Origin of the sequence: Burkholderia sp. M6-3 (assembly GCF_050858985.1) — a bacterium.
GTDB classification, from domain to species: Bacteria; Pseudomonadota; Gammaproteobacteria; order Burkholderiales; family Burkholderiaceae; genus Paraburkholderia; species Paraburkholderia caledonica.
Genome location: NZ_CP110091.1, coordinates 1,061,465 through 1,085,931 on the forward strand (window position 1 = coordinate 1,061,465; position 24,467 = coordinate 1,085,931).

Annotated in this window: 18 protein-coding genes; 6 read left to right on the forward strand and 12 right to left on the reverse strand. The window is 62.5% G+C overall.

Annotated elements, in window-relative coordinates; translation table 11 throughout:
• Nucleotides 1-20: 20 nt before the first annotated feature.
• The 4 genes from OH764_RS22070 to OH764_RS22085 all read right to left on the reverse strand — a co-directional run bounded on the left by OH764_RS22070 (nucleotide 21) and on the right by OH764_RS22085 (nucleotide 3,153).
• Entirely contained in the window at nucleotides 21-884 is an 864-nt protein-coding gene (locus OH764_RS22070) for an amino acid ABC transporter ATP-binding protein (RefSeq protein ID WP_498850798.1), read from the reverse strand.
• Between the two features lie 18 nt (nucleotides 885-902).
• On the reverse strand, nucleotides 903-1,565 hold the full coding sequence (locus tag OH764_RS22075; RefSeq protein WP_087754507.1) for an amino acid ABC transporter permease: 663 nt from the start codon (nucleotides 1,563-1,565) through the stop codon (nucleotides 903-905).
• A 19-nt stretch (nucleotides 1,566-1,584) separates the two neighbouring features.
• Nucleotides 1,585-2,235, reverse strand: coding sequence for an amino acid ABC transporter permease (locus OH764_RS22080; RefSeq protein ID WP_498850799.1), 651 nt, complete (start codon nucleotides 2,233-2,235; stop codon nucleotides 1,585-1,587).
• Nucleotides 2,236-2,325: 90 nt separating this feature from the next.
• Complete coding sequence (locus tag OH764_RS22085) at nucleotides 2,326-3,153, reverse strand: type 2 periplasmic-binding domain-containing protein (protein WP_498850800.1); 828 nt, start codon at nucleotides 3,151-3,153, stop codon at nucleotides 2,326-2,328.
• Nucleotides 3,154-3,379: 226 nt separating this feature from the next.
• On the opposite strand from OH764_RS22085, the gene OH764_RS22090 reads away from it, so the two are divergent.
• Both OH764_RS22090 and OH764_RS22095 read left to right on the forward strand, forming a co-directional pair.
• Nucleotides 3,380-4,354: an isopenicillin N synthase family dioxygenase gene (locus tag OH764_RS22090; protein WP_288827778.1), complete on the forward strand. Its 975-nt coding sequence runs from the start codon at nucleotides 3,380-3,382 to the stop codon at nucleotides 4,352-4,354.
• A gap of 28 nt (nucleotides 4,355-4,382) precedes the next feature.
• Nucleotides 4,383-5,816 carry an FAD-binding oxidoreductase gene (locus tag OH764_RS22095; protein WP_498850801.1) on the forward strand — a complete coding sequence of 478 codons (1,434 nt, stop codon included), beginning with the start codon at nucleotides 4,383-4,385 and terminating at the stop codon, nucleotides 5,814-5,816.
• Nucleotides 5,817-5,825: 9 nt separating this feature from the next.
• Here the strand turns inward: OH764_RS22095 and OH764_RS22100 are convergent, their stop codons facing one another.
• Nucleotides 5,826-9,236, reverse strand: coding sequence for an alpha/beta fold hydrolase (locus tag OH764_RS22100; RefSeq protein WP_498850802.1), 3,411 nt, complete (start codon nucleotides 9,234-9,236; stop codon nucleotides 5,826-5,828).
• Nucleotides 9,237-9,429: 193 nt separating this feature from the next.
• Entirely contained in the window at nucleotides 9,430-10,221 is a 792-nt protein-coding gene (locus tag OH764_RS22105) for a hypothetical protein (protein WP_498850803.1), read from the reverse strand.
• Between the two features lie 341 nt (nucleotides 10,222-10,562).
• Here OH764_RS22105 and OH764_RS22110 point away from each other — a divergent pair, with 341 nt between their 5' ends.
• A complete protein-coding gene (locus OH764_RS22110; protein ID WP_498850804.1) occupies nucleotides 10,563-12,500 on the forward strand; it encodes an ATP-binding response regulator in 1,938 nt (645 codons plus the stop codon).
• Between the two features lie 152 nt (nucleotides 12,501-12,652).
• Here the strand turns inward: OH764_RS22110 and OH764_RS22115 are convergent, their stop codons facing one another.
• The 4 genes from OH764_RS22115 to OH764_RS22130 form a co-directional block, all read right to left on the reverse strand.
• The gene (locus OH764_RS22115) at nucleotides 12,653-13,414 is read right to left on the reverse strand and encodes a response regulator transcription factor (protein WP_498850805.1); all 762 of its coding nucleotides are present in this window, start codon (nucleotides 13,412-13,414) and stop codon (nucleotides 12,653-12,655) included.
• A 342-nt stretch (nucleotides 13,415-13,756) separates the two neighbouring features.
• Nucleotides 13,757-13,909, reverse strand: a complete 153-nt coding sequence (locus OH764_RS22120) for a hypothetical protein (RefSeq protein WP_498850806.1) — start codon at nucleotides 13,907-13,909, stop codon at nucleotides 13,757-13,759.
• Nucleotides 13,884-14,888: a cytochrome d ubiquinol oxidase subunit II gene (gene cydB, locus OH764_RS22125; RefSeq protein ID WP_408487100.1), complete on the reverse strand. Its 1,005-nt coding sequence runs from the start codon at nucleotides 14,886-14,888 to the stop codon at nucleotides 13,884-13,886. The genes OH764_RS22120 and cydB overlap by 26 nt, the downstream gene beginning before the upstream one ends.
• Before the next feature lie 24 nt (nucleotides 14,889-14,912).
• A complete protein-coding gene (locus tag OH764_RS22130; RefSeq protein WP_498850807.1) occupies nucleotides 14,913-16,325 on the reverse strand; it encodes a cytochrome ubiquinol oxidase subunit I in 1,413 nt (470 codons plus the stop codon).
• A 601-nt stretch (nucleotides 16,326-16,926) separates the two neighbouring features.
• Here OH764_RS22130 and OH764_RS22135 point away from each other — a divergent pair.
• From OH764_RS22135 to ilvD, 3 genes are all read left to right on the forward strand, one after another.
• Nucleotides 16,927-17,781: an NAD-dependent epimerase/dehydratase family protein gene (locus OH764_RS22135; RefSeq protein WP_498850808.1), complete on the forward strand. Its 855-nt coding sequence runs from the start codon at nucleotides 16,927-16,929 to the stop codon at nucleotides 17,779-17,781.
• A 26-nt stretch (nucleotides 17,782-17,807) separates the two neighbouring features.
• Entirely contained in the window at nucleotides 17,808-19,106 is a 1,299-nt protein-coding gene (locus tag OH764_RS22140; RefSeq protein ID WP_498850809.1) for an MFS transporter, read from the forward strand.
• Nucleotides 19,107-19,392: 286 nt separating this feature from the next.
• The gene (gene ilvD / locus OH764_RS22145; RefSeq protein WP_481354776.1) at nucleotides 19,393-21,252 is read left to right on the forward strand and encodes a dihydroxy-acid dehydratase; all 1,860 of its coding nucleotides are present in this window, start codon (nucleotides 19,393-19,395) and stop codon (nucleotides 21,250-21,252) included.
• 84 nt (nucleotides 21,253-21,336) lie between these two features.
• Here the strand turns inward: ilvD and OH764_RS22150 are convergent, their stop codons facing one another.
• Complete coding sequence (locus tag OH764_RS22150) at nucleotides 21,337-23,250, reverse strand: glycoside hydrolase family 28 protein (RefSeq protein ID WP_498851259.1); 1,914 nt, start codon at nucleotides 23,248-23,250, stop codon at nucleotides 21,337-21,339.
• 305 nt (nucleotides 23,251-23,555) lie between these two features.
• Nucleotides 23,556-24,449: an HIBADH family dehydrogenase gene (locus tag OH764_RS22155; protein WP_498850810.1), complete on the reverse strand. Its 894-nt coding sequence runs from the start codon at nucleotides 24,447-24,449 to the stop codon at nucleotides 23,556-23,558.
• Nucleotides 24,450-24,467: the final 18 nt, after the last annotated feature.

The window sequence follows — 24,467 nt, forward strand, 5'->3', positions numbered from 1 at the left end:
GGTCGGGGCAGGGCGCGCGTTCATAGCGGCTCTGCGTCGTCTGGGCCGCGCGCCCAGAAAGCGTTGCGGTCGAAGTAGTTCTGCAGGAACTGCCGCAAGCGCGGCTGTCCGGCGTCATGGAAAACTTCGCGCGGTTGGCCCTGAACCGCAATGCGCCCTTGGTCGATGAACATGACTTTGTCCGCGACCTGCGCGGCAAAGCCCATTTCATGAGTGACGACGGCCATCGTCATGCCGTCGCGCGCGAGTTGCTTCATCACTTGCAGCACCTCGCCGACGAGTTCGGGATCGAGCGCCGAAGTGGGTTCGTCGAACAGCATGATGTGCGGCTCCATTGCGAGCGCTCGCGCAATCGCGACGCGCTGCTGCTGGCCGCCTGAAAGTTTCGCCGGGTACGCGTCGCCCTTATTCGAGAGGCCCACTGTTTCCAGCATCGCGTTCGCGCGGCGGCGCGCGTCGGCGTGAGGCAGACGCCGCACACGCAGCAGCGCTTCCATGACGTTGCCGAGCGCCGTCATGTGCGGCCATAGATTGAATTGCTGGAATACCATGCCGACGTTACGCCGCACGCGATTGATTTCGCCCTGCGTCGCACGCACGCGCTTGCCGTTGCGCTCGCTATAGCCGAGCAGTTCGCCTTCGATGCGCACGTCGCCGTGATCGTATGTTTCCAGCGCAGCGAGGCACCGCAGCAGTGTGCTCTTGCCCGATCCGGAAGGCCCGATGATGCATACCACCTCGGAGCGGGCAATCTCCAGATCGACGCCGCGCAGCACTTCGACTTCGCCGAAGCGCTTGCGAAGATCGCGCACCTGGATCAGCGGCGATCCATGTCGGGCGTGAACGGCGGACACGGAGGAGGGCATGTCGGCGATAGCGTTCATGAAGTGATCCGATTCCTTTTATGCCATGAAACGCGCGATGCGGGTTTCGGCCCACATGCCCGCGCGCGACGTCAGTTCGACGAGCGCGAGATAGCACACGCACAGCATGAGCAGCGTTTCCACGAAAGCGAAGCTCGCCGAGCCGATGCCGGTCAGCACGAACGTCAACTCGGGGACCGTGACGATGGACAGCACAGCGGTCTCCTTGCTCAATACGATGATGAGGTTGGTCAGCGCGGGCACTATCAACACCAGCATTTGCGGCATCTGGATGCGCCACACGGCCTGTGTGCGCGTCAGGCCGAGACACGACGCCGCTTCGAGATGACCGGGCGGCACCGATTGAAAGCCGGAGCGAAATGCTTCGGCGAAATACGCACTGCCATAGAGGCCCAGACCGAGCACGCCGGCTGTCATCGGTTCGAGCGTGAGGCCGAACGACGGGCCGCCGTAGTAGAGCAGAAACAGTTGCACGAGAAATGGCGTGCCGCGAAATAGCTCGATATAGAAGCGCAACAGACCGCGTACCCAGCGTCCGCAAAAGAGCTGCAGTACCGCGATCAGAAAGCCGATCACCATGCCGATCACGACTCCCGCGGCCCAGGTGCCGAGCGTGGTGGCAAGGCCCGCTGCGATCGGCTGAAGATTGTGCGTGATGACGGTGGGATCGAACTGTTGCATAGCGAAGGCTCCGGGCCGATCAGGCGTGCTTCAGACGGAACTCGGCGGCATGCGCGATCAGCGCGAGCGCACCGCAAATCACGAAGTAAATAAGCCCGGCGGCAAGATATGCCTCGAGCGGTCTGTAAGTACTCGCGGCGATGTTCTGCGCGGTGCGGGTCAACTCCGCCACGCCGACAACCGAAATCAGCGACGAAGCCTTGATCAGCAACACCATTTCATTGACGAGCGACGGTAGCGTCAGGCGAAACGCCTGGGGCACGAGAATGCGCCGGAGCGTGTCGAACGGCGAGAGGCCGAGCATGCGTGCGGCTTCTATATGCCCCGGCGGAATGCTGAGAAAACCGCCACGCAGAATTTCGGCAATGTAGGAGGCCGAGCACAGCGACACCGCGCTGATCGCGGCGACGAGCGGCGATACGTTGATGCCTGCGAACGGCAGCAGGTAATACACCAGCAGCAATTGCACGAGCATCGGCACGCCGCGAAAGAAAAACACATACGCACCGCCGAATCTGCGCGCGACGCGATTCGGCGACAGGCGCGCTGCGCACACGCCGACCGCGACGAAAAAGCCGATGAAAAGGCCCGTCAGCGAAACGCCGATGGTGGCAAGCGCCGCGTGCAACAGGAGCGGCATGCCCTGAACGAAGACGGTCGTGCTGAACATGGGCGTCGACCTCGCCAATGTGCGTTAGGTACGCATTAAACAGGCACTAGCGTGCGCTGAATATGCGTGCAATGTGCTTCTGGAACAAACTCAATAGTTCGGCGCGGGCATGGTCGTCGGGGCGTCCATTGCAACGCCGAACCACTTCTTCTGCAAAGTCGCGAGCCGTCCGTCGTTGTGCATTTTCACGAGCGCCGCATTGAACGCGTCCGCGAGCGGCTTGCTGTCGGCGTCTTTGCGCAGGCAGTAAGCAAAGTACACTTTCGCGCCGAACGGCGGCTGCACCACCGCGAAGGTTTCAGGACGCTGTTTGGCGACGTAGGCGATGTTGGTCATTGAATTCGCCACCGCGGCAATGCGGCCGGCGGCGAGGTCGGCATACGCCTGATTGTTGTCGACGTATTCACGAATTTCAGGCGGCTTCGGCAATGTGGCGACATATGCCTTCAGCTGATCGAGCTGAGCCGAACCCTTGCCGGCGCCCACGGTCTTGCCCGCGATGTCCGACGATTGCTTGAGGGCGGTGTCGTTCGCGCGCTTGAGCAGTGCGTCGGTGGCGTCCGCAACCGGCAGCGTGTATGTGTAGCGTTCCATGCGCGCCTTGGTGACGGTGAGCGGGCCGCCCACCATATCGAACTTGCCCGCTTCGAGGCCGGGCAGCACGCTCGGCCACGGCAAGTCGATAAAGCGCACCTTTACGCCGAGTTCCTTGCCAACCTCGGCGAACAGATCCTTGTTGAAACCAGCCTGTTGACCGTTTTCGAGGAAGTCGAAAGGCGCGAACTGCATTTCGGTGCCGACTACGAGTTCACCGGCCTTCTTCACTTTGGCGAGCTGGTCATCCGCATGAGCGGCAACACTCGCGGCGCACAATGCCAGCATGACCAAACGACACTTCCAGCCTGAAAGGATGCTCATGAGATTCTCCGGTTGGCAAAGCGAGGCCCGCACAAAGCGGCTCGGCGTAAGTCATGCGAGGCAGTATATACCGCAGTATTCGCGCGAAATAAATAAACGCGCCAGTAGAGAAAAGCCCTTATGGGAAGAGCCGCACGTTCACTTGCGAGCACGCTTTTGGCGGTATATACCACTGCAATGACCTGGCGACCCGCCGGTCCGGCCGGCCCTCCTACGGAGCAACGCGATGCCTGTGACCCGTATTCCACTCATTGACTTTGCCGGCGTGCGCGCGGGCGACCCGCATGCGTTGCAGCGCGTGGCGCGCGAAATTAGCGAAGCGTGCACGACGATCGGCTTCTTCTACATCGTCAATCACGGCGTGCCGCAAGCGACAATCGACGCGGCGGCACAGGCGGCGCGCACGTTCTTCGCTTTTCCACCCGAGATCAAACGGCGCGCGGCGGTCAATCATCGGCATCGCGGTTTCAATGCGCTTGGCGACGCGACCATGTACCAGGCAAAACGGCCTGATTACAAAGAGTTCTTCAGCATCGGACTCGAATTGCCCGAAGACGACCCGGATGTGCTCGCGGGCCAGGCGCTACGCGGACCGAACAACTGGCCGGAGTTCATGCCCGAGCTGCGTCCCGCGTTGTACGGCTACTACGAGGCGGTGGGCGCATGCGGCGCCGATCTGCTGCGCGCGGTGGCGGTCAGTCTTGGCGTCGACGAACATTTTTTCGCGCCGCGTTACACGAAGCGGATGCAGCGCACGCAGATGGTCTACTATCCGCCGCAGCCGCCTCAGTCGGACGAGGACCAATTCGGTGTCGCGCCGCACACCGATTACGGCTGCATCACACTGCTATGGCAGGATCAGGTGGGTGGCTTGCAGGTGCGTGAAATCGCTAACGATACGTGGATCGATGCGCCGCCTGTGGAGGGCAGCTTCGTCGTCAACGTCGGCGATCTGCTTGCGCGCTGGACCGACGACCGGTTTCGCTCGACACTTCATCGCGTGATCAACGCGTCCGGGCGTGAGCGTTATTCGATCGCGACGTTCTACGATCCAACCTACGGCGCAATCGTCGATCCGCGCGATCTGGGCGCCAGCGCGGACCATCCGAAGTATCAGCCGGTGGCCGCGGGTGACTATATTCTGGGGCGCATCAACGATTCAATGGGCTATCGCAAGAAGCACGCTGCACAAACGACATAAGCAAACAGGTAACCGAAGGAACACTTGCATGACCGACAACAGCAACGCGAACCCGCCGCTCAGCACGGCTGCGCTCACTGCTCCGCTTGCCGCAACGCTCGACGCGCTGCGTGCCGCGCTCGGCGACGAGGCGGTGCGCGTGGGCGACGAGATCGGCGAGCGCGCGCTGACCGACTGGACGCGTCACGCTCCGACCCGGCCTGCCGCATTGCTGCTGCCGCGCAGCACCGAGGACGTCGCACGTGCGCTCGCCATTTGCCATGCTGCCTGTCAGCCAGTGGTGCCGCAGGGCGGTATGACGGGCCTCGCCGGCGGAGCGATTGCCCGCGCCACCGACATCGCGTTGTCGCTGGAACGCTTGACCGGCATCGAGGAAATCGACGCGGCATCAGCCACGCTGACCGTACGCGCCGGCACTACCTTGCAAACCGCACAGGAGGCGGCGGCGCAAGCGGGCTTTGAACTCGCGCTCGATCTCGGCGCGCGCGGCTCATGCCAGATCGGCGGCAATCTCGCGACCAATGCAGGCGGCAATCGCGTGATCCAGTCGGGGACGGCGCGCGACCAGGTGATGGGCCTCGAAGTCGTGCTCGCCAATGGCGACGTGCTGACCTCGCTTGGCAAGATGGTCAAGAACAACACCGGCTATGACCTCAAGCACTGGTTCATCGGCTCCGAAGGCACGCTCGGCATCATCACGCGCGCGGTGCTGCGGCTTCATCCGCAGCGCGCCGCGCGTCACACGGCGCTCGTCGCACTCGACGGCTATGAGGCGGCCGTCAATCTGCTTCGGCGTCTGTCGACGCGTTTCGGCAACGACATCGGCGCATTCGAAATCATGTGGCCGGACTTCTACGAATTCGGCGTCAAGCTGACGGGCGAGCGTTCGCCGTTCAACGGATCGCATCCGCTCTACGCGCTGATCGAACACGCGAGTTTCGATGCGAGCGACAACGGCGAGCGCTTTTCCGCCGCGCTCACCGACGCGCTCGAGCAAGGCGCGATCCGCGATGCGGTGATAGCGCAATCCGTGGCAGACGCGCGTGCGCTATGGGCAATTCGCGAATGCACCGCCGAATTTCCAGTTCGGCTCGACGCGATCAATTTCGACGTGAGCCTGCCGATCAGCGTGATCGGCGAATTCGTAGAACGCTGCCGCTCGGCCCTGAACGAACGGTGGCCCGGCAATGAATCATATTTCTTCGGGCACATCGGCGATTCGAATTTGCATGTCACTGTGGACGGCCATTCGATCCCGGGCGTCGATCATCACGCCGTGTACGCGTTCGTTTATGAAATGCTCGGGCCGCTGCATGGGTCCGTGTCGGCCGAGCATGGAATCGGTTTGCTCAAGCGCGAGTTTCTGCCCATCTCGCGCTCGCCTGCCGAACTCGCAGCCATGGCAGCAATCAAGCATGCGCTCGACCCTCACTGCATTCTCAATCCAGGCAAGCTGTTCTGAAATGCGGCTTTAGTGCGCGTTCAGATAGCGCGCAATAGACGGATAGACATCGACTGCCGCGTTTTTGCCGAAGATGCAGTCGATGTGTCCGTAACCCGGGATCAGATACCGCTCATAAGGCTGCTCGGGAAACGCATTGACGAGCATTTCGTAGGTGAGCGCGGTGCTTTGCGGCACATACGTTTCGTTGCAGTCGCCGTGAATAAAACCGATCGGAATCCGCATGCCTTCCAGGCCTTTCATGCCGCGCTCGCCTTTCAGATAAACGTCGTCACCATCGGCGTTGACGACGTTTCCCGCGCGCACCATGGCAGCGAGATGCTTGAACACGCCGACGTCGTGTACGCCGAGCAGTTCCTGCAAATTCGAATGAAGCGTCTCGCTCACCTGCGCGTGTTCGTACAGCAGGCCGTACATGAAAGTCGCGCGATGACAGATCGGGTTGCCGCAGCCCTCGTCGTGATCGACCGGATAGAGCCGCAGTGCTTCGTCGAACAGATTGTGCGGCCACCTTTCGTCCTTCGTGTAGGCGGTGAGGTCGGTCACGCCAAGGTGCTGCATGATGTCGGGGATATGCAGGCCGGCCTTGATCCTGCCGAGCCGGCCGGGCACCGGATGCGCGGCCACCTGTGATATGACCGCAGAGCGCACGCCTTCTAGTCCCGCCATCAGCGACATGCTCAACGCGAGGCCGCCCATGCAGTGGCCTAGCGCCTGGATATCCGCTGCGCCCGTCACTTCGCGAATCTTTGCAACGGCTGCGGGAATATCTTCGAGCGCGACCTTATCGACGTTCGTCGGCACGAGCATGCTCGGCATTTCGATGCTCACGCGAAGATCCACGAGCCACACGTCGTAGCCCGCGGCGCACAGATATTCGACGAGGTTGGTGCCGACCAGATCCGTCGAGAAGATGCGGCTCGACACGCCCGAGCCGTGAATCAGCAACACAGGGCGCGCGTTCTTGCGCGCGGGATCGACGTAGCGCGTGAGCCGCAGATGCGTGCCGTCCAGCGTGTCGAAAAAGAACACCTGTGGCGCCGGCGCACGAAGGGCACGCTTCAGGCGTGGCGCCCCGTTCGGGTCGTAGTACTGCAAAGGCGCGGCAACGCCGCCATATTCGCTGAACAGCACGCCAGCAAAGAACTTGCCGAACTTCAACGTCCATTCGAGACGCGTTGTCAGATCGGGCGCATTGGTGACTTCGAGCGTGCGTTGCTGCTTCAGGAAGTTTTCCGGCGTGATGATCAGCTTCGCGCTGCCGACAGGCGGCGCGTCGATCGACGGTGCATCGCGAACCTGCGCATACAGCGTATTCGTCTGCTCCCACAACTCGAGCGGCGACGTACGTGTAATGATCTTTTGCCCGCTCAGATACCAGGTCTTGCCTTCTGCCGAATTGAGCGTCATTCGATAGTTCATGTTGCGCTCGTCAACGTCGTCCGTGTCGGCCACGAAGAGATTGAAGGTGCCCTCGGTGATCGTCATTGGCTGCGCGGACAGAGCAGGGCAGGTCAGCGTGCCGGCCGTCCTCGCCATATGATCTGGATTGCCAAGCATATCGGCGAGGTCGTCGGATTCGACGGTGAGCGTGAACGCCATGGGGCTTGCAGCGGCCTCGTTCGCGCCGGCCGGCGTGTAGTGGCCGACCATGGTTTCGGTGAAACGCAGTCCGATCTTCTGCACGGGTGGCGTGCCGGCAGTGCCCTTCGAATCGTAGTCGATCGTCCAGCCGCGCGATGCCGCCAGCAGCGCGCAATTGCGCTCGGCGAGCGCCGAGATCGTCCACAGCGGATTCACGCCGAGCGACATGGGCATGACTGCGCCGTCCATCACGTAGAGGCCCTCGTGTACGTCGGTGCCCGTCTTGCCGCTAAAAACGCGGCCCAGATGATCGACCACGCCATGCTCCGCGTCCTCGCCCATCGCGCAGCCGCCAAGCGGATGCACGGTCACGGTCCGGTTGCCGAAAATATCGTTCGAAATCGGATCGCGCAGGTATTTGCCGCCGAGCGGGACCGTCGCCTTTTTCAGCGTGTCCTCGACGGTTGCGAAAATCGGCTGCTTGCCCGCGTTTTCCCATGCGATGCGCGGCCGTCCCTTTTCATTCACGCTGATCTGGCCGCTTTCGTCGTCATGCGCCATCACGAGGTAGCTTTGCGTGTGATTGAGCGCGCCGCGATAGGGTCCGTGCAGCAGCCCTTCGACGACCCGTGCGTCGTAAGCAAGCTGCTGTTCGATCGTGCGGGGTCCCGAAACATCCACGCCCGAGAGCGGCGCAGCGGCGCCTAGCATGCCGACGAGCGCCGCGCCGATCGGCCCGGCGAGCGAACCTTCCTCGATCACGAAGCCGTCTTTGACGTCCGCGGTATTGCGATGATCGATCAGGCCAGTGATAGTCGGGCCGACCGGAGGTATTTCGCGATCGACATGCGCGCCCCAGCCGACGCCGTTGATCACTTCGTCGGTGTTGTACGCGAAGGCGAGCACGTCGCCGTTGCCGGTGAAGCGCTCGCCGAGCATGGCGGATACGGTCAAGCCCTCGTTGCGCGAACGCAGGAGCAACGCGCTCGAGCCGATTGTTCCCGCCGACACGATCACGATGTCGGCGGTGACGAAGAGGTCCGGCGCATCGTAGCTCTCGCGGCCGAGGCGCACGAGCTGGTAGGCGACTTGCCACTTCTGCGTGTCTGCATTGCGCACCACCGAATGTACCGCAGCTCCTGTGAAAATCTGCGCGCCGTGCGCGACGGCATCGGGCAGATAGTTCATGTGTGTGGAATTCTTGGCCTCGTAGTTGCAGCCCGAGTTGCAGTCGCCGCAACCGGTGCACGCTTTCTGCGGGACGCCGGCCGCGTTGGTGCGGTCCTCGAACGTAACGGTCACAGGTGGCGTGCTGAAGCGGTCTGCCATGCCGAGCGCCTCGGCGGATTGGCCGAGCGCAACCAGTTTCGGCAATTTGCGGAAGTGCGCCGGGACGGGCGACGGTTCGAGCATGTCCCACGCACGCTGATAACCTTTGTCGCGTTCGGCCTGATCGGCGCGCAACGCGGCGGGCCAGCGCGGGTCGTCCCACAAACGCGGATCGGCCTTCAACGCGACATTGGCGTTGATCAGCGAAGTACCGCCGAGGCCGCAGCCGACCACGGCGTTGACGTCGTCGTTCACATGCACTTCGAGCAGCGCAAGCGGCGAGCCGATTTGCGCGAGCGCCGTGTTGTATTGCACCTGCTCGGCGCCCTGAAACGGCGTGCGCGGGAATTCGCCGGCCATGAATTCGCGCCCGCGTTCGAGCACGCACACGCTACGACCCGCGCGCGCCATGCGGCTGGCGGCGATGGCGCCGCCGTAGCCCGAACCGATCACGACGACTTCGTAGTGCGATTTCATCGCCGTCATGGCGCTCGATAAGCGGTTCATACTGGACCACCTCGTCAGGAATCGATGCTGGGAAACGGATCCGGGCTGCGCAACGAAGACGGCGCGCTCTCGCGGTTTTTTTATCGTAGGCGGTGCGGGATGACAAAAAAAGGCGCATCGAAGCGATGCGCTACGCGGCATTGGTGCCGCCCCCGGTTTTTTCCTGCTGCCTCGCGCTGATGCATGTGCGCTGTTACGCGGCTACTTCATTCATTTCGCTATCGCTCGATTCTGCCGCAAGCAGGTTGAGCGCAAGCAGAATGGCGCCACGATTGTCGACGTCTATTTCGATGCCCAGCACGTCCGTGAGCCAGCGGCCGATCTTCGTGTTGGAAAAATCGTCGGCGGTGGCCGTCTTTTTCATGGTGACGCCGAGTTTGACGGCGCGATAGTGATACGAGGGCACACGATGCTGGGCCGCAACCGCAGACAATCCGCCTTTGCCTTCCGAGCACCAGCCAAGGCTGCCGGCCAGCACGATGCGCTCGGGCTCGTCGAGGCTTTCGATAAATGCGCGAGCTGCGAGCCGCACCCCTTGCTCGTTGAGACCATATTGCAGCAGCACGCTTTGCACGGGGTCTTCCAATGCCTGGGCGTGCAGATCGATTTCCTGCGCCATGCCGTCGGTTTCCATCGACACGTTGCGTTGATGGCCGGCGCTGCGCAGGCAGTCGATCAGATAGCGGCGAAAGTACGCGCACAACGCGTAGCCGTTGGACGGCGCGCTGTCCGCGCAGGCATGCGTTTCCGTGTGGCCGGGCGCGAGGCGCAACACCTTGGAATAAATGAACTGCGCGACCAGTTCTTCCTTGTCTTCGCCGAGCGCCTGCAACTCCAGCGGGTGATACGTACGCAAGGCCCGCTTGACCAGTTCGACCATGGACACCATCTCGTCGGCGGACAGCTGGGTACGGCGGCGCCATAGATCGGGCAGGATCGCATCGTCGAGATTGCGGACGAACTCGTGGCTCGGAACTGCGCCCATGAAAGCCTCCATTAGGGTAAGGCGAGAAGCGCGGTGAGCCTCGACTGCAGGCGAAGAATCGACGATGGAACCGTTTGGGCCGCGCGATGTTGTGAAAGCAGTATGGTCGCCGCCGACGGCTTCGCATATATGGATTAAGTCGTAGCTGATGGGTAAACTGCCGGGTAAACCATCCGACGGGGCGCCCCTCATTCGTCTGATGAGAAAGCGGTTGCGCCTCGCCGCTGCATTGCCGTAGACCGTGCAAGCTCTTGCGCAACACGCCGGGCCGCGCTTCATGCCAGCGCCGGGCTTTCGCGCCACATCACCGAATTTGCCGTGCCCCACAAGGAGACCGCGCGATGCGGGCTGACCCGATCCAGCGTGCAATCGACGAAGACCTGGTGCGCGTGCTGTACGCACAAGACCCGATCGCGTTCTTCTCGCACTGGTTTTCGATCGCGGTGCTGGTGGCGCTCTACTGGCCCGCCATACCCTCGCCGCCGCTTTTCATTGCCTGCTTCGGGTTCTATGCGGCGGCCAATTGTGCGGGCCTCGCGCTGTGGATCTGCAACCGGCGTTATCCGCATCTCGTTTCGCCGCGCGGCTGGATCAATCTGCATGCCGTGCGTGGCGTGCTGCTTTACAGCGCGCCTGGAATCGCCATCTGGTTCGCGTTCCAGAGTCCGCAGAGCGATTTGCCGCTCTTGCACACGGTGATGCTCGTCACGCTGGCAGCGGGCGTGTTCATGTCGAACGGTTTCGACATGCTCAATTTCGCCACGGCCATTCCATTCCTGCTGTTCCCGTCGATCCTGCTGCACTTCGGCACGCATACGTTCGACCGCACGATTCTGGCGATCGTGCTCGCGTTCTTCTTCTGCGCGATCAACGTGTATGCGCTGAGCTACCGGAAGCTCTTCCAGCAGGTGGTGCAGGCGCGCGTCGATCAGCAGTACCTCGCGGAATCGCTTGCGCTGCAAAAGCATGTCGCCGAAGAGGCCAGTCTCGCGAAAACGCGCTTTTTCGCTGCAGCGAGCCACGATCTGCGTCAGCCGCTGCACGCGATCGGCCTGCTCGCGGCGTCGCTGAACGATCCGGCGGCGACGCCCGCGCAGCACGCGAAGACCGCCGAGCACATTGTCTATAACGTCGAAGCACTGAATCAGCTGTTCAACCAGGTGCTCGATCTCGCGCGGCTCGAGAGCGGCGTCACGCAGGTGATCCGTCTGCATTTCCGGCTCTCCGAGTTGTTCGAGCGCGTCGGCAGCCAGTATCGACCGCAGGCGGCGGCGAAAGGGCTCGCGCTTCGAATAGCGCCGACGTCGATGGTGGTCCACGACGATCCGGTGCTGCTCGAACGCGTGCTGAGCAATCTGCTGTCGAACGCCGTGCGCTATACCGAGGAAGGCGCAATCTGGCTCGGTGTCCGGCGCGCGGGGCGAACCACGGGCGGCTATATAGAGGTGCGCGATTCAGGCATCGGCATTCCTGCTGAAGAGCACGAACGCATTTTCGAGGAGTTCTATCAGGTCGCGAACCCGCAGCGCGACGCGCGCCAAGGTCATGGCCTCGGGCTGCCGACGGTCAAGCGACTGGTCGGCATGCTGGGCGGCGAGTTGCAGTTGCGCTCGGCGCCGGGCCGCGGTTCGGTGTTCCGCTTCCCGGTGCAGGAGGGCGACGCGAGCGCGATCGTCGCGAGCCTGAACGAAGCGGGGGCGGGCGGGCCGTCGGCGCAAGGGCGGCAGGTGCTGTGCATCGACGACGAACCGTCGATTCTCGAAGGCCTTTCCGCGCTGCTGGGGCGATGGGGCTGCACGGTACGCGGCGCACGCGACGAAGCCGCTGCGCTGGCCGCGCTGGCGGACGGTTTCGTGCCCGATGCGGTGCTATGCGACTATCAGTTGGCCAATCACAGGACCGGCGCGCAGGCGCTCACGGCAGTGCGCAGCATGCTCGCGCACGCAGGCCACGAAGGTGTGGTGACGCTGCTGATTACTGGCGACATGGCGTCGGCCGAACTGGCTGCGCTCGCGTTGCAAGGCATTCCGGTCTTGCACAAGCCGGTGACGGCGGCGCGTTTGCGCCGCACGCTGGAAATGCTGTGGCAACAGGCGGAATTGGACAAGGGGCATCAGGGCGCCGCTTCCGAATCGCCTGCGGGCCACAGCGTCGATGCAGGCAGTGAAGGGACCGTGCTGAGCGAAGAGACTGGCGGCGCGCGGGCGACCATGCCGCGAGGCAGGGCGGGTGTCGAAGTGCGGCATCGTCCGCAGAGCGCATCGCAACAGGAAGGGTAGGCGGCGATAGCAGGGAGGTCGCGGGTTTTCGCAGCAGCGCGGCGCCAAAGTCAAGAATAGGCGCAGGCAAGCACGAGCAAAAGCGGTTCTGCGTCACGACGTGCCCGCCAGAGTCCATAAATGCAAGCACGTCGCGCTGCCGACCACCGCCGCTACAGCGTTTTCCCAGCTTCGAGCCAGCCGTTGATCACCGCGATTGCCATGGACCGGTTGTGCACGCCGAGCGCCCGGAAAATCACCGATAGATGCACCTTGACGGTGCCCTCGGCCACGCCGAGTTCGCGTGCGATCATCTTGTTGGTCCAGCCCCGATGCACGAGCCGCATGATTTCCTGCTGACGCGGCGACAGGTTCTCGAGCAGATGCTGCTGATGCGGCTGCAACGCCTGCAACTGTGCGATCGGTTCGGTCAGCGTCGCCGTGCTCTGGCCGGCGCCGCCCGGCGCTGCCTGCTGCGACGATCCTGCACTGGCGCGCTCCGCGCATGAGTCCGCGGATTGGGAGTCGCGTGAGCCAAGCAGGCTGAGTGCTTCCATCGGCACATATGCGCCGCCCGACAGCACCAGCTCGATCGCCTTCAACATGACGCTTGCGGGTTGCCGCTTGGGCACGAAGCCAAGCGCGCCGGCGGCGAGCACCGCACGCATCTCGTCCGGCGACTCTTCGGCGGAAAGTACGACTACCGGGAGAGCCGGATTCGCCTTCAGCAGTATTTCGAGCGACGACGCGCCGCTCATGCCCGGCATATGCAAATCGACGATTGCGAGATCGTAATCGGCATCGGGCCGCGCCGCGGCGGCGAGTGTTTCCCAGGTATCGGCTTCGTCGAACTGGGCGTCGGCGTCGAGTCCGCGGAGCATGCCTTTGACGCCTTGCCGGATCAATTCATGGTCGTCCGCCACAAGAAACTTCATGATGTCTCCACGAGTCGGGCTTGCGCGTTGTGGACTACCGCTGTTGCTGGGTCTTGTTTTACTTCTCTTGTCGTGAATCGCATCATTGCCGGCTACCCCGTGATCATAAGCCGATCAGTGCGGGACGGCGGGCCTTGCGGCTCGCCGTCTCGGTCATTCTCTGCTGGTGGCATCGCCGGCGCCACGTTTTCATCTATGCCTGATCCAGGCAGGTCTCTCTCGCGCATTGGTTCCGGCTTGCTACGTAGACGAGCCGTGCGCGTCGTTTTTGAAGCCGCGGCGGCCTGATACGAAAGCTTATGCGAGCCGGATAAACCGTACGGGCGCACGCGCGGCGAGCGGTCATTTCACGGCAAATAGCGTTGCATTCATCAGAACCTTGAAGGCGAAGCCGAGCGACATGGCCGAGCCCACTCCGAGGCACCACAGCGCAATGAACCAGAGCCAGCCCGGCAGCTTGCGCGCGGAGTTAGTGATAGTGATGTTGGTCGCCATGACGCACCTTGCCTCGGAATACCCAGTAACCCATCGTCGTGTACGCGATGATGATCGGCAGAATCACCGCTGCGCCGACCAGCGTGAACGTCTGGCTGGAGCGCGGCGCGGCCGCGTCCCACAGCGTCACGCTCGACGGTATCGCATACGGCCACAAGCTCACCAGCAGTCCGGCATAACCGAGCAGCACGAGCAGTAACGCGAGGACGAACGGCGTGTTGTGATGCCGCTCCCGCACCGCGCGTCGCATCAGGACCGCGCAGGCCGCGACCATGAAGGGAACAGGCAGCAGCCGATAGAAGAGGCCGTCGTGGAACCAGCGCTGCGCGATGTTCGGGTCTTGCAGCGGCGTCCAGAGACTCACCATCGCGATGAAGCCGAGCAGCACCACCGTCAGCGGCCACACCACGCGATGCAGGCGGCGCTGCAGGTCGCCCTCCGTTTTCGCGACAAGCCAGCAGCAGCCCAGTAATGCGTACGTGACGATGAGCCCGAGGCCCGTCAGCAGGCTGAACGGGGTGAGCCAGCCGAAGGCGTCGCCGGCATAGGCGCCGTCGATCACCGGAATGCCTTGCAGAAATGCCCCGAGCACGACGCCCTGGAAAAACGTCGCGCCCGCCGACCCGCCGATGAACGCGAGGTCCCACATATGCTTCGTGCGATTCGCCTTCGCGCGAATCTCGAAGGACACGCCGCGAAAGATCAGGCACACGAGCATGAAGATGAGCGGCAAATACAGCGCAGACAATACGGTGGAATACACCATCGGGAACACGGCGAAGAGCGCGGCCCCGCCGAGCACGAGCCAAGTCTCGTTACCGTCCCAGACCGGCGCGACGGTGTTCATCATCAGGTCGCGTTCGCTTTCCTCGGGGAAGAACGGAAAGACAATGCCGATGCCCAGATCGAAGCCGTCCAGCACGACATACATGAAAAGGCCTAGCGCGATGATTGCGGCCCACACTACGGTTACGTCCATTTTGTTACTCGCAGGCGATCAGGGTTAGGCGGCGTCGATCATCTGATCGGCGGCGGAGAAAGGGCGGCGCGCGGTCTGGTTTGGCGTTTGCCCGGGCACGCCGTGCGGCGTGTGTCCAGGAAGCGCCGGGCCCGAACGCATCAGCTTGAGCATGTAATAGATGCCCGTGCCGAATACGAGGAAGTAGACGACCACAAACGCCATCAGCGAAATGCCGACCTGTTGCGCGGTGAGCGGCGACACGGCTTGCGACGTGCGCATCACGCCATAGACGACCCATGGCTGACGGCCGGCTTCAGTCGTGACCCAGCCGGCCAGCAGCGTGATGAAACCGCTCGGACCCATCGCCACGGCGACGCGCTGGAACCACATCGACTCGAACAGGCGCCCACGACGGCGCAACACCCACGCGGCGACCGACATGACGATCATCAGCACGCCCAGCCCGGCCATGATCCGGAAACTCCAGAACACCACTGTCGAGTTGGGCCGGTCTTGCGGCGGGAATTCCTTCAGACCGCGTATTTCGCCGTCCCAGCTATGTGTGAGAATCAGGCTGCCCAGGTGTGGGATCGACACTGCATAGCGCGTGGTCTCGGCCTGCATATCGGGAATGCCGAATAGGTTCAGCGCGGTGCCGCCTTTTTCGGTGTCCCAGAGGCCTTCGATTGCAGCGATCTTGGCCGGCTGATATTCGCGCGTGTTCAAGCCATGCTGATCGCCGACGAACGCCTGGATCGGCGTGAGAACCAGCAGCAGCCAGAGCGCCATCGAGAACATCTTCTTGACGGCCGGATCGCGCCGTCCGCGCAGCAGATGCCACGCGCCCACCGCCGCCACGACGAGCCCGGCGACGATAAACGCCGCGAGTGCCATATGCGCGAGCCGGTACGGGAACGACGGATTGAAGATGATCTTGAACCAGTCGAGCGGCACCACGCGGCCGTTCACGACTTCGAATCCTTGCGGCGTCTGCATCCAGCTATTCGACGCAAGAATCCAGAACGTGGAGATCAGCGTGCCGATGGCGACCATCAGCGTCGCGCCGAAGTGTGCGCGCGGACTCACGCGCTGCCAGCCGAACAACATGATGCCGAGGAAGCCGGCTTCGAGGAAAAACGCGGTCATGACCTCGTACATCAAGAGAGGTCCGGTGACAGGGCCGGCGAAACTCGAAAAGCCCGACCAGTTGGTGCCGAACTGATAGCTCATCACGACGCCGGACACCACGCCCATGCCGAAGGCGACGGCGAAAATCTTCGACCAGAAGAGGCACAGGTCCTTGTAGTACGCCTTGCCGGTTTTCAGCCAGCGCCATTCGAGTACGGCGATAAAGCTCGCGAGGCCAATGCTCAGCGCCGGAAAGACGATATGGAAAGAGACGGTGAACGCAAACTGGATGCGGGCAAGGTCGAATGCCGATATTGCGGAGTTCATGATCGTGAAGTGCGTGATGCCGCGTGGGCGGACTACGCGCGTCGACCGGTGTCGGTGCGCACTGCGTTTCGCAGATGGCCGAAGATTAGGGGAAGAGCGGGATTTATGCTGCGCCGCGACGTGCGTCAAAAAACCGCGTTGTTTTATAGGTTTTGGCGGTTCTTATGCTGCAAGCCGTTGACACATATCAGGTTTTTCTTATTGCCAGTTTTGCGCTGGTTAAGCGGCGTGACTCGAAACTGCGGCAATCGACCGCGTCGCAGCAAAGCTGTGCGAAAGCGGTGCTGCTGCGGACGATGCACTTCGGAGGCCTAAGACCTCCTTGGATCAGATGCGCGGCATGTCGTGGTGCTATGGACCGATACAATGTCCACGAGAAGTTATACGACATCGCATGAAGATTAAACGCTTTACATCGCAATTCGTCTGAGAGAAAGCTTTGAAAGGCGCGTTTTCTCAGGGTAAATGCCTAATTGAATTCCGCTTCCGCATCATAGATAGTACGTTATCGTACAACTAGATCGAGCAGTAAGCGATCTCACCCAAGCCGAGGTGTGGATTATCCCCGCCGCTCGCAAGCCGGTGCAGTAAAGGAACCCCTATGAAGAAGATTGCCCTGAGTGGCGCCGGAGGCCAGCTTGGCTCGGTCGTGCGCGCCGCATTCATTGCGCGCGGCACTCCGTTGCGTTCGGCGGCGGGCTCGAAGCCGCTGACGCCTCTCGTCGAAGGCGAGGATGTAATGCACGGCGACTTGCGCGATCCGGCGGTCGTCGATCGGCTGCTCGACGGGGTCGACGTGTTGATCCACTTCGCCGGGACGAGCGTGGAGCGTCCGCTGCCCGAGATCATCGAAAACAATCTGCGCGGTCTCGTCGAGGTCTACGAGGGCGCGCGCCGGCACGGCGTCAAGCGGATCGTGTTCGCGAGTTCGAATCACGCGATCGGCATGTACCCGGTGACGGAACGCCTGAGCCTTGACTGCGAACTGCGCCCGGACGGCTTCTATGGGCTGAGCAAGGTGTGGGGCGAAGCGCTCGCGCGCATGTACTGGGACAAGCACGGTATCGAAAGCGTGTGCGTCCGGATCGGCAGTTGTCTCGAGCGTCCGACGGAGCCGCGCCATCTGAGCACCTGGTTCGGTCACGCGGACCTGATGCATTTCCTCGACCGCTGCATCGAAGCAGAAGACCTGGGCTTCATCACCGTGTGGGGCGTGTCGGCCAATACGCGCAGCTGGTGGGACAACAGCGGAGCCGAGCGTCTCGGCTACACGCCGAAGCAGAACGCCGAAGACTACGCCGAGGAGGTTCTCGCGCGACCCAATCCGCTCGACGCATTGGGTCAGCGCTTCCAGGGCGGCGGGTTTGTCGGCATCGACTATTCGCGCGACGACGCGGACAGCGGCACGGAGAGCGGCGCGGGCGGTGCAGCCGCTTCGGCCGCGCGGCCGTCCTGAACGATCAGGTATTAGGAGACGCAGCAATGAAGATCAAGGGCATCCGTTGGTGGATGGTCAGTCTGGTCGCGGCCGGGCTCATCATCAACTATCTCGCGCGCAATACGCTGTCGGTGGCCGCGCCGACGTTGATGAAGGATCTGCACATCACGACCGAGCAATACGCTCACGTGGTCGTCGCGTGGCAGCTTTGCTATGCATTCATGCAGCCGGTTGCGGGTTTCCTGCTGGATACGGTCGGCACCAAGATCGGTTTCGCCGCGTTCGCGCTGGCGTGGTCCCTCGCCTGCGCGGCGGCGGCGTGGTCGACCGGATGGCGCAGCCTGGCATTTTTCCGCGGCCTGCTCGGCATTGCCGAAGCGGCTGGCATTCCGGCCGGCGTAAAGGCCACCAGCGAGTGGTTCCCGGCAAAGGAGCGCTCGGTTGCGATCGGCTGGTTCAACATCGGTTCGTCGATCGGTGCGTTGCTGGCGCCGCCGCTCGTGGTGTGGGCGCTGCTGCACGGCCTGTGGCAACTGGCGTTCGTGATCGTCGGTGTAGCAGGCATTGTGTGGAGCGTCGTATGGATGGTGCTGTACAAGCATCCGCGCAACCAGAAACTGCTCGGCGACGGGGAGCGCGACTATATCCTCAGCGGCCAGGAGGCAAAGCACAGCGACGCGGGCGCGCCCAAGCGCAGCTGGTCGGCCATGCTGCGCAGCCGCGACTTCTGGGCGATCGGCATTCCGCGCATTCTGTCGGAACCGGCATGGCAGACGTTCAACGCGTGGATCCCGCTGTACATGATGACCGAGCGTCACATGAATCTGAAGGAAATCGCGTTGTATGCATGGATGCCGTTTCTCGCGGCGGATATTGGCTGTGTGCTCGGCGGCTATCTGAGCCCGCTGTTTCATAAGTATGCGAAAGTCTCGCTGTTCACGTCGCGCAAAATGGTGTTCGTGGTCGGCGCGCTGTGCATGATTGGACCGGCGTGCGTGGGCCTTGTTGCGAGTCCGTACGTCGCGGTTGCGCTGCTGTGCGTCGGCGGCTTCGCGCACCAGACCTTGTCCGGCGCGCTGTATGCGATCACGTCCGACATGTTCGGCAAGAACGAAGTGGCTACCGCAACGGGCATGGGCGGCATGGCCGGTTATCTGGGCGCTGCGGCGTTCACCGCGTTGTTCGGTGTCCTCGTCACGCAGGTCGGCTACAGTCCGCTCTTCGTCGTGCTGGCCGTGTTCGACATTATTGCGGCCGCCGTGGTGTGTCTGCTCGCGAAAAGCGCGGACAGAACGGCAGAGCCGCGTTGGTCCCAGCCTGGCGCTGCGGTCACCGCGAAGTAAGTGGCGACAAGTCCGCCACGAGCCGGCGCGACGTTCCAGCCTGAGTGGAAACGCCAAGCGGCGCCTTCGTGCTCCGCTTTTCTTTTCGAACCACCTTTCCCGCATTAAGGCGATCTTCAGCGCGATGGCCGTCAGGTCGCGCGCGTGAGCCACACGGTGCCGGGGCCTGTGGGATAATTGCGAGCTTTGCCCGGGGCGCGGCTCAAAAGGTTGTTCGCACGGGCGCTCGAGGGGCCTTCACTCCCTTGGCCCGCTTCTTTCAAGCGATATTCATTCAACCACCACGATGCCCGCATACCGTTCCAAAACCTCCACCGCCGGTCGCAACATGGCTGGGGCGCGCTCCTTGTGGCGCGCCACCGGCATGAAAGACGAAGACTTCTCGAAGCCGATTATTGCGGTGGTCAATTCGTTCACCCAGTTCGTCCCCGGACACGTGCACCTGAAAGACCTTGGCCAGCTCGTCGCACGCGAGATCGAAGCCGCAGGCGGCGTAGCCAAGGAATTCAACACCATCGCCGTCGATGACGGCATTGCGATGGGCCACGACGGCATGCTGTATTCGCTGCCGAGCCGCGACATCATCGCGGATTCGGTCGAATACATGGTCAATGCGCACTGTGCCGACGCGATGGTGTGCATTTCGAACTGCGACAAGATCACGCCCGGCATGCTGATGGCCGCAATGCGCCTGAACATTCCCGTGATCTTCGTGTCCGGCGGCCCGATGGAAGCCGGCAAGACGCGCCTCGCCAATCCGAAGACCGGCACGATCGAGTTCAAGAAGCTCGACCTCGTGGACGCGATGGTGATTGCCGCCGACAAAGCGTATTCCGACGCCGACGTGGCCGAAGTCGAACGCTCCGCATGCCCGACCTGCGGATCGTGCTCGGGTATGTTCACGGCTAACTCCATGAACTGCCTGACCGAGGCGCTCGGCTTGTCGTTGCCCGGCAACGGCACCGTGGTCGCGACACACGCGGACCGCGAGCAGCTCTTCAAGCGCGCCGGCCGCCGCATCGTGGAACTGGCCCGCCAGTACTACGAGCAGGAAGAGGCGAGCGTGCTGCCCCGTGCGGTCGGCTTCAAGGCGTTCGAAAACGCCATGACGCTCGATATCGCGATGGGCGGTTCTACCAACACGATTTTGCACCTGCTGGCAATCGCGCGCGAAGCCGAGATCGACTTCACGATGACGGACATCGACCGTCTGTCGCGCATCGTGCCGCAGCTGTGCAAAGTGGCGCCCAATACGAACAAGTATCACATCGAGGACGTGCATCGCGCAGGTGGCATTATGGCGATTCTCGGCGAGCTGGACCGCGCCGGCAAGCTGCACACGGACGTGCCCACGGTGCACGCGCCCACGCTGAAAGACGCGCTGGATCAGTGGGATATCGTGCGCACCGGGGACGAGGCCGTCAGGACCTTCTACATGGCGGGCCCGGCCGGTGTTCCGACGCAGGTGGCATTCAGCCAGAACACGCGCTGGCCCAGTCTCGATCTCGACCGTGCCGAAGGTTGCATCCGGTCTTACGAGCATGCGTTTTCCAAGGAAGGCGGTCTTGCGGTGCTGACCGGCAACATCGCGCTCGACGGCTGCGTGGTGAAGACCGCCGGCGTCGACGAAAGCATTCTGGTCTTCGAGGGCACGGCTCACGTCACCGAATCGCAGGACGAAGCGGTGGAAAATATCCTCGCGGGCAAGGTCAAGGCGGGCGACGTGGTGATCGTGCGCTACGAAGGCCCGAAGGGCGGCCCGGGCATGCAGGAAATGCTATATCCGACGAGCTACATCAAGTCGCAGGGTTTGGGCAAAGCGTGCGCGCTGCTGACGGACGGCCGCTTCTCCGGCGGCACTTCGGGCCTGTCGATCGGCCATTGCTCGCCGGAAGCAGCGGCAGGCGGCGCGATTGGCCTAGTGCGCGATGGCGACAAGATCCGCATCGACATTCCGAACCGTACCATCAACGTGCTGCTGTCGGACGCCGAACTGGCGAGCCGCCGCGACGAGCAGAACGCGAAGGGCTGGAAGCCTGCCAAGCCGCGTCCGCGCAAGGTGTCGGCGGCGCTGAAGGCCTACGCGAAGCTGGTCATGTCGGCCGACAAAGGCGCGGTGCGCGATTTGTCGTTGCTCGAGGACTGATTGCGATAGCGGCTGCGGCCGGTTTTCGTTTCGAAAAAAACCGCTCATCCGAGCGGTTTTTTTCGGGCCCGCCGCGCTCGCCTTCTAACGCTGATCGGTCACATTCGTGTTGTACGTTGTCGAGCCGATGACGACGTTCTTCAACGTGATGCCGTTGACGTTGTACGCATAGATCGGTCCGGGCGTGGTCGATGTAGCCGGTCCCGCGCAAACCGCCGTGCCCAGGTTGCAGTTCGAGATGGTGACGCCTGTGATCGGCGGGATCGTCGGCGCGGGCGTGGGTCCGTTGTAGTCGAACGCAACCGGACCTTGTGCGACGATCGCCTGGAAGCACGAACCGGTGACGCCGCCGGAGGTCACGTTGCTCGCCTGCACATTCGATATGTTCACGTTCTGAACGACGGCAGGCCGTGTTCGTATCGCGTCGTTGGCGGGCTGATAATCGCAGTCGAACGTGATGAGGCCGCCTTGGGCCGCTGACGGATTCGCCGCGCTCGGGGTGACCACGCCGAGCGGCACCGTGCCGTTGATCGGGCTGCCCGCGAGCAGCGCGCTGCCGTAGCCTCCGCCTTTCAGTGCGACGCCGTTGGGCAGCGTCACCTTGTCGACATAGAAGTTTTTCACGAAGCCGCCGCGATTCATGTTCGTCTTGATGCGGATCGCGATGTTCAGCGGATTGGTCGCCCAGTTCTGATTCAACATTTGCAGATTGCGTGCGTAAATGTTCTGCACGCCGCCGCCCATTTCACTGCCGAGCGTAATGCCGCCGTGACCGCTATTCATCGTGCAGTTCTGGATGACGTGGTTCTGCGCGGGACCGTATTGCGTGTCGAGATCCTTGCCCGACTTGATCGCGATGCAGTCGTCGCCCGTATTGAACGTGACGTTGTCGCAGAGCACGTTATTGCACGCGTCCGGATCGAAGCCGTCGTTATTCGGGCCGATACTGTTGGTCGTGACGCCACGAATTACCACGTTCCTGCAATCGGTCGGATGATGCTGCCAGAACGGCGTGTTATTGGTGCAATAGTTCTCCATCAACACGTTCGTGCAGCCAATGAACTCGACCATGCACGGGCGCAGATAGTGGCCGATGCCGAAGATACGCTTCGCAATCGGAACGCCAGCTTCCGAGAGAGCGGGCAAGTAGTTCTGATCCTGTTGCCATGGCGTCGTCGGACTCGTCAGCTGTGCGTAGAGCGCATCGGAAATGCCTGGTGCGGCGGTCCGGAGGTCCACATTGTTCGGATTCCGATATACCTGCGAAGGCGTCGACGAATTCACGCATCCGTACGCGCCATTCGAACCCTTGAATGTCCACCAGCATGTGGCTGTGTTGCCCGAACCGGAGAAGGGCGTCATGGCATGGCCGTTCAAAACCGAGGTTGCATCTTCGCCGGTCAACGCGATGTTGGTCTGATTGCGGGCGTACACCGGTGAGCCGTAGTTCAGGCAATCATTGGCCTGCCAGCGGCTGTAAAAGAGTTTGCCGTTCGCACCGCAGTCTACCGGGCCGTCCTTCGCATAGTCCGCCGGATTCGGGCTGAAATAGATCGTGCAATTCGCGCTCAGGTGAAAGTTGACGTTGCTGAGCAGCACGATCGGCCCGGCGCAATACCATGTACCGGAGGGCACCACGACGCGTCCGCCGCCGGCCGCGTTGCAGGCCTGAATCGCGGCGAGAAACGCGGGCCGCGAGTCGAACGACGACGGCGCGTGAGTCTGGTTCGAGCCGGGGCTCGCGGGTGAAGAAGAACCCGTGTATGGATTGGTCGCGGCGACAACGGCGCAAGGCTGTGCGCCGTATTGCGTGACGACGAAGTCGTGTGACGGGAACATGGACTGCGTGACGCCGGCGAGCGACGCGATGATTTGCGTCGCCGCGCCGGCACTGCCCCAGATCGGATCTTCAGGTGTCAGGCCCGAACTGCCCGAGCCGCCGCATGCGGACAGCCCGCCGACGAGCGTTGCGCCCGCCGAGGTCCCGGCGAACACCATGAAAGCCCGGCGCCCCGGCGAAGCAGGCTCGGCGCGACCGGAGTTTGTCGATGTCGCCCCTTGGCTGCCGCTTTTATATTGAGTTGTCACGAATGTCTCCATGCCCTTGAGGGCGTTGTAAATAATCGTCGATGCTCGAAAGTACGCGGTTCATCGCGACCGCTTTAATTCAGTCAGTCATCCTTAATAATTGAAAGAAACGAAGGGATTTTGTCTTCTTGCGTGAGTTGAAACGCAATACGCGCCGCTTTGCCGGTTCGTCGGAGTGAACGGAAAAAGCGGCGCGACCGGATGCGCGTGGCGGGTCAGGCTGTTTGCTGGCCGATTTCGTGATTGGCAAGCACTTCGAGCGCGCGCACCATCGCGGAGTGGTCCCACGCCTTGCCGCCGTGCGCGACGCATGCGTTGAAAAGTGCCTGACAGGTGGCGGTATTCGGCAACGAGACGCCGAGTGTCTGCGCGGTCTGAAGCGCGAGATTCAAATCCTTTTGATGCAGTTCGATCCGGAAACCGGGGTCGAACGTGCGTTTGGTCATACGCTCGCCGTGTACTTCGAGAATGCGCGACGACGCGAAGCCGCCCATCAGAGCTTCTCGCACGCGAGCCGGGTCCACGCCGGCTTTCGACGCGAGCAGCAGCGCCTCGCCGACTGCCTCGATAGTGGCTGCCACGATCACCTGATTGGCGACCTTGCATACCTGTCCGGCGCCGACCGCGTCGATTAGCGTGACGTTTTTGCCCATCATGTCGAACAACGGCTTCACGCTGTCGAAGGTGTTCTGCTCGCCGCCCACCATGATGGTGAGCGAACCCGCCTTCGCGCCGACTTCGCCACCCGACACCGGAGCGTCGAGATAATCCGCGCCGGTTTCACGCACGCGAGCGGCGAAGTCGCGGGTGGCCATCGGCGAAATCGAACTCATGTCGACCACCGTCTGCCCGGCGCGCAAGCCGCTCGCCAGCCCGTTTTCGCCGAACAGCACGCGCTCGACGTCCGGCGTGTCCGGCACCATGATGAAGATCACGTCCGCTTGTGCGGCGACGGCGGCGGGGCTGTCGCAAGCCTGCGCGCCGGCTTGGGTGAGATCGCCGGGCACGCCGCTGCGCGTGAAGGCAGCGAGCGTGACGCCGTTCTTGAGAAGATTGGCAGCCATGGGCTTGCCCATGATGCCGAGTCCGATAAAGCCTGCTTTTTGCATGGAATGCTCCGGAGATAT